The sequence below is a fragment of the Gordonia sp. i37 genome, assembly GCF_002043085.1.
In the GTDB taxonomy this organism is placed as follows: domain Bacteria; phylum Actinomycetota; class Actinomycetes; order Mycobacteriales; family Mycobacteriaceae; genus Gordonia; species Gordonia polyisoprenivorans.
This window is the reverse complement of the sequence record NZ_MVPX01000560.1, coordinates 1-6,382: the sequence shown is the minus strand read 5'-3', so window position 1 is coordinate 6,382 and position 6,382 is coordinate 1. Positions and strand designations below refer to the sequence as shown.

The window sequence follows — 6,382 nt, the reverse complement described above, 5'->3', positions numbered from 1 at the left end:
AAGTCCTGCATCGCTTGATGTCCAAGCGCCTCGGTAGAGGTCACCGCGACGGTGGTCGCGCCAGTGTGTTTGACCGCCGACGTCACGTCGTCGAAGTCTCCGAACACGGGAACGTGGCGGTCGTCGATGCGAAGTTCCTCGGGTGTGCCCCTCCTACTGGGCGGCAGGCACACACCCATCACGTCGTAGCCCAGAGCCGGGGTGTTCAGCAGTCTCTTGACCAAAGGAGCGGACGCTCCGACCGATCCGACGACGAGCAGCTTCTCCAGGTGACGTGCCCGTTGGCGCTGACGTGTGAGTCGCTTTCGCCAGTACCAGCGAGCCGTGACAAGGCTGAGGGTGCCCACCGGCAGCGCGATTAGGAGGAAACCGCGTGCGATGTTGAGCCGGAACAGGAGATCCACCATAGCCAGCACGCCGAACACCGACAAGCACGCGGTGACGACGCGGCTGTACTCGTCGGGCCCCGACCCGATGACCCGGCGATCGAGCGTGTGGAACACACGAAGCGCCGCCAGCCAAGCGACCGCGAGCACCACGGAAACGAACGCGGCGGGAATACCCAACTCGCCGTTGGCTTCCAGGGGATCGTCGGAGCCGAACCGCACCAGCTGGGCCACCGCGATCGATGCGACCACGATGGCAAAGTCACCCCAGGCGACTGTACGCAGGTAGCCGAGCACCCATGACTGTGGCGTGCGGACGTCACTGTCGTCGCCCGCTGCCAGCGGCCGACGACCAATCCTCAGATCGCGATTAGCGGTCACAACTTCCCCCGAAGAGTCCAACCGAACGCGCTCACAATACACATAGTGCGCACCTCCCGTCGTGTTGAACGGGAACGACCGTAGGCATGTAGCCCATCCCCAGACACCGACGTCCCTGCAAAGTGATCTCGATTTCTTGCAACAGCGTCATGCCCGGTTCGGACATGTACGAAAAAGATAGCTTGCTCTCAGGTTCTGCACAATTTGGAGGCCCGAGAACACCAGCGAAAGCAGTGTGATGCAAGTCTCGAGTATCGTGTCGGATGCACCAGCGCTCGTTGCGAAATCCACTGTTGGGCATATTATTTAGTGCTCGGTTCAGGCGGCGGTCCGCTTCACGCGCCAGGTGCATTCACGTCGTTTTCGCAGGATGCAATGTGGATGAAACAATAGACAGAGGGCTTCGGGCGGAAGAATTCACCCAAACGAACTACAGCGCTTTCGACTCCTGCGCAATCCATGCAATGGGGTTCTGTCGCATAAACTTCATATTTGCAATCCGGAAACCGGCCGTATGGGATAAGCCCACGATCGAGCAGGGTGGACGCGCACCGACGCTCAATCGCAAGAGGGAAGAGAGTCCTGTTGGACGAATCACCCGCGATCGATCAGGCCACGCAGGTAGTCGCCATACCCTGACTTGCGCAGCTTCTCAGCCCTGGCGACGAGCTCATCGTCACTGATGTAGCCTTGCCGCCACGCAACCTCCTCCGGCACAGCAATCTTCAGCCCCTGCCTTTGCTCAACGGTGCGAACAAAGTTGCCTGCATCCAGCAGCGAATCGAATGTGCCGGTGTCGAGCCACGCTGTGCCACGGGGTAACACCCGAACTGCCAGCTTGCCCTGAGCCAAGTAGTGAGCGTTGACGTCGGTGATCTCGTACTCGCCGCGCGCACTCGGCTGGAGGTTGCGCGCGATCTCAATCACGTCATTGTCGTAGAAGTAGAGACCGGGCACAGCAAAGTTTGACTTCGGTTCACTGGGTTTCTCCTCGAGCGACACCGCGGTGCCGGTGTCGTCGAACTCGACGACACCGTATGCAGTGGGGTTGGCAACCCAGTAGGCGAACACAGCGCCGCCGTGCAGGTCATCAAAACCGTGGAGCTGGGTGCCAAGTCCGGGCCCATAGAAGACGTTGTCGCCGAGCACAAGTGAGACCGACTCGTTTCCGATGTGGTCCGCACCGAGGACAAATGCCTGCGCGAGGCCATCAGGCGATTGCTGCTGGACGTAGGTGATGTTGATCCCGAACTGGTCCCCACTCCCCAGCAAGCCCTGGAACGCTGCCGCGTCGTTCGGGGTCGTAATGACGAGGATGTCTCGGATGCCCGCGAGCATGAGCGTCGACAGCGGGTAGTAGATCATCGGTTTGTCATAGACCGGCACCAGCTGCTTGCTAACGCCCTGAGTGATCGGATGTAAACGGGAGCCGGTACCACCGGCAAGGATGATGCCGCGCATTGCCCGAGACTAAGACATCGAGTTGGCTATCGCATGCTAAAGAACGTCGATGTGTTGATGCCCACGAAGATTGGTACGAACAGACGATTATTGAATCGAATGGAAGGTCTCGTTTCGCGAATCACGGCCGATGGCTTCATAATGACTTTCATGCCAGCTACCGGATCTTCGCCGGCCCGTCGACTACACATTGCCCTCATCGGCACGCGCGGAGTTCCAGCCGCATACGGCGGCTTCGAGACAGCCGTCGAGGAGGTGGGCCGACGGATGGTGTCACGCGGTCATCGCGTTAGCGTTTACGGCCGCAACGAAAGTCAGATCGGCAGCGAGTACCTCGGCATGCGGCGCGTGACCCTTCCCGCTATTCATAAGAAGGCGCTCGAGACACCCAGTCACACAGCCCTCTCTGTCCTCCATGCCATCGCGCGCCGGACCCCCAATGTTGCGATTGTATTCAATGCAGCAAATTCACCTTTCATTCCCGCGTTGCGATTGCGCGGTATTCCCACAGCACTTCACGTCGACGGACTTGAGTGGAAGCGGAGCAAGTGGGGTGGCGCCGGAAGACATTACTATCGACTCGCGGAGTCCTTTGGAGTGCGAACTTCTGATGCATTAATTGCGGACTCACCGGGCATATCGGACTATTACCGTCATCAGTTCGGAGCTACTACTGAGCTCATCGCGTACGGAGCACCTCACATCGAGGCGATGGACAGTGCACGCGTGGCAGAGTTGGCGCTCACCCCTGGCGACTACCATCTGGTTGTCGCACGCTTTGAACCAGAGAACCATGTCCTGGAAATCGTGGAGGGCTACCACGATTCGGCGGCATCCAAGCCTTTGGTAGTTGTTGGCTCGGCCCCGTACTCGGAGGAGTACACGAAGAAGATTCAGGCAATCGCGGACAACGACGCGCGGATCAAGCTTCTGGGAGCCATCTACGACCAGGAGCAGCTCGACTCCCTCTACTACCACGCTTGTTCCTACATTCACGGTCACTCAGTGGGTGGTACCAATCCATCACTACTACGAGCGATCGGCGCCGGCAGGGCAGTGGTCGCTTACGACGTGTCTTTCAACAAGCACGTACTGAACGGGCACGGCTGGTTCTTCTCCGACTCCAAGGATGTCGCCAAATGCATTCAGACCGTCGAGGAGTCGGCATCGAAAGTGGCTGACGTCGGCGCGCAACTGCAGCAACACGCTCGCGACAACTACACCTGGGACGACGTGACCGATGAGTACGAGGCTCTCGCGCTTCGTTTGGCAGACGGATACAGCCACCGCTCCTCGCATCGGCGAGCCCGGCGGAAGCGGGTGGAATGGACAGGCTGACGGACCCGATCGCTCGACCAATCAACTATGGCGCGTTGTGTGCCGGACCATTGAGACACTGGTAGCTGCTCGCAAGCTTGGGAGCTTGACCTCCCGTCGTCCTGACGCGGATACAGTTGTCGAATGATCCAGAAGACCGACGCAGAGGCCACCGACGGCTGGCTGTCCACAGAAACATGGAACGCCATCCAGCGCTCGATGCCGATCTGCTGCGTCGACTTCTTTCCGGTGGACCTCGATCCCGCCACTGGCGAGGTGCTGCGGGTCGGGCTCATCAGTCGACCGTTCCCCGACCCCGATCGGACCACCCACGTGTGGTGCCAGGTCGGTGGACGCGTCCGTTTCGGCGAGACACTGCGCGCCGGCCTTGTCCGCCACGCGTACGACACGTTCACCTTCGACTCCGAGGCCGACGCTGCAGCGGCCATCGACTTCGATGTGTTGCGGTATCCCGTTGTCAGCGAGTGGTTCCCACCGAATCTCGGGCTTGCGCACGATCAGCCCGCGCCCATCCACCCGTTCGGCAGCGATCCCCGCAAGCACGCCGTCAGCACCTGTTATGCGGCAACGATGCCGACGGGCGTGTCCCTGCGACCCGGGAGCGCAGACGAAGCGTCGGCGTTCGCGTGGTTCGACGTCGACGAACTCAGCGGCATCGACATGTGGCCCGGCAGTTTCAGTCTGGTGCAGCGGGTGATCGAGGCGATCGAGCGGTGGCCGTTGCAGAATCGCCCATAACTGGCAGATCGTATGGCGCTGGTTCAGAATCGGACCGTGGAGCCATTCAGTCATCAGTCACGGATCCACCAGATCGTCCAAGCAGCAATCGACATCCTCGATGATGGCGGCGTCGATTCCCTGAACATGCGCGGCCTCGCCGCTCACCTCCACCTACGACCGATGACGCTCTACTATTACGTCCCCAACAAGAGTGCACTTCTGACGATGGTGCTCACCGAGACCCTCGACCGCCTCGACCGCGGCACCTATTGCGGGCCGGCGCAGACGCGACTGCTGAGCCAGTCGATGGACCTGTACACCCGACTCTCGTCGATCACCTGGATTCCCGACCTGCTGGCCGCCGGCGCACAGCCGACACATCCGAGCCCCGAACAAGCAGAGCAGTTCTTGGTGGCCTGCCTCGAATTGGGCCTCGACGCTGCCGAGTCGTTCGGGCTCTGGCGCTCCATCTGGTTCCTCGTCTCCTCGGAGTTGATGAGCAGCGCGCAGACCCACCGCGCGCCGACCGGTGAAAGCACAGCACCAGACTTCACCTCCGAGGAATTGACCGATCGCCCCCTGGCGGCACACTTCGTGGAGCAGTGGGACAAATTGCGCGACACGTACTCCATTGCACCGCACATTGCTGCATTGATCGATGGCGCAGTGAGTCGGGCGAACGGAGCCGTCACGATCCCCACGGTTCCGATCTCTGGTGTCACGCCGCCGATCCACGAGCTGGACGTCTCGTAGTTCTCGGATCGTGCTCGCCAGCATCATCATTCAGCGGTTGCGAGTATCGAGAAAGTGATCGAGTTCATTCCGGAGAATTTGTTTCGCGCTTCCGCATGAGCCTCTGTGCGATACCGACTGGATTCGTCCGAGATAGTTGCAGGTTGATATGCATTTCCTTAGTCAAATGAACAGTATCGGGACCTTGGTCCTACTCGCTATTGACCGAAGTGTCGTTAAGAATGGCAAAGATGGACGGCGCGAACATCGAACGACGGCAGCACATCGTGGACGTGGCGATCCGCATTCTCAACGAGGGCGGGGTCGACGCCCTCAACATGCGCCACCTCGCCGCCGAGCTACATCTGCGACCGATGGCCGTGTACTACTACGTGCCCAACAAGAGCACTCTGCTCACGATGGTGCTCGGTGAAGTCGTCCAGCGCGTCGTGTGGTCGCGCTACTCGGGTCCCCCGCGGGAGCGACTGCTGAGCCAGTCGGTGGACCTCTACGACAAGCTGGGTGACATCCCGTGGATCTCCGACGTGCTGCACGAGGGCACCAGCGTCGGCATTCCCTCACTGTCCCAGGCCGAGAACTTCCTATCCGCCTGCTACGAACTGGGATTCGACGACGACGAAGCCTTCGGGTTGTGGCGCACGACGTGGTTCGTCATCTCCTCGGAACTGCAGTGGAACGGCGAGGCACGAGTGCGCCGCGGCGATCACATGCCCGCACCCGAGTTCACCGATGCAGACATGGACGCCCACCCGTCGTCGGCACGCGTTTTCGAGCAATGGAAGCCGTTGTCCGAGGGATACAGCGTCGTCCCCTTCCTCGCCGCGCTCATCGACGGCGCCATCGCCAACGCGCGCACCACGGTTCCGGCCACCACCCGCAAGGCGATTCGCGCGCAGCCGGCGCGGAAGGTCGGCGGGTCGGCAGAAGTCGCGTCGGCCTGAGTGATGCTCCGGACGCGGCTCACCGGTGCGAGATGGACGAGGGTGACAGTACTGAGAGTTCTTTCGACACCGAAATGCTGGCCGCTACCACATCCAGCGCCGAACGGAACTATCCGCATCGGCGCGTGCGTCGTCGCCCACGCGAACCAGTTGTGACCGCCGCTCGAACAGCGATAGCGGACATGAGCGCCTTCCGCGGTGGCCGCTGCCGCACGACTGATCAGTGTGATTTGAGTGGTACCGCAAGGAGTAGTCAGTCTCGAAGGAGGCCATCAGATCATCCCAGCTGCGGCTGCGGCCGCACAGGGCCTCTACAGCCGGCCTCACACGGAGCGCTAGTGGCGCGCGTCGTAATTGCTTGAACGGTTGGTTTGCTGCGATAATGGGGTATGGCGAATCGTC

The 6,382-nt window shown here is 60.9% G+C and carries 5 protein-coding genes and 1 pseudogene; 4 read left to right on the top strand and 2 right to left on the bottom strand.

The window, feature by feature from the left end:
• Both B1964_RS27760 and rfbA read right to left on the bottom strand, forming a co-directional pair.
• Positions 1-767 (bottom strand): annotated as a pseudogene (locus B1964_RS27760) (sugar transferase); the annotation flags it as partial.
• Positions 768-1,361: 594 nt separating this feature from the next.
• Positions 1,362-2,228 (bottom strand): glucose-1-phosphate thymidylyltransferase RfbA, encoded by an 867-nt coding sequence (rfbA, locus tag B1964_RS27755; protein ID WP_079932119.1) that lies wholly within the window; start codon positions 2,226-2,228, stop codon positions 1,362-1,364.
• 33 nt (positions 2,229-2,261) lie between these two features.
• Here rfbA and B1964_RS27750 point away from each other — a divergent pair, with 33 nt between their 5' ends.
• From B1964_RS27750 to B1964_RS27735, 4 genes are all read left to right on the top strand, one after another.
• Positions 2,262-3,566 (top strand): DUF1972 domain-containing protein, encoded by a 1,305-nt coding sequence (locus B1964_RS27750; protein WP_253194241.1) that lies wholly within the window; start codon positions 2,262-2,264, stop codon positions 3,564-3,566.
• Positions 3,567-3,689: 123 nt separating this feature from the next.
• Entirely contained in the window at positions 3,690-4,304 is a 615-nt protein-coding gene (locus B1964_RS27745) for a DUF4916 domain-containing protein (protein ID WP_079932117.1), read from the top strand.
• Between the two features lie 36 nt (positions 4,305-4,340).
• Positions 4,341-5,039, top strand: coding sequence for a TetR/AcrR family transcriptional regulator (locus B1964_RS27740; RefSeq protein WP_253194240.1), 699 nt, complete (start codon positions 4,341-4,343; stop codon positions 5,037-5,039).
• A 230-nt stretch (positions 5,040-5,269) separates the two neighbouring features.
• Positions 5,270-5,980, top strand: a complete 711-nt coding sequence (locus B1964_RS27735; protein WP_079932115.1) for a TetR/AcrR family transcriptional regulator — start codon at positions 5,270-5,272, stop codon at positions 5,978-5,980.
• The last annotated feature ends 402 nt before the right edge of the window (positions 5,981-6,382 follow it).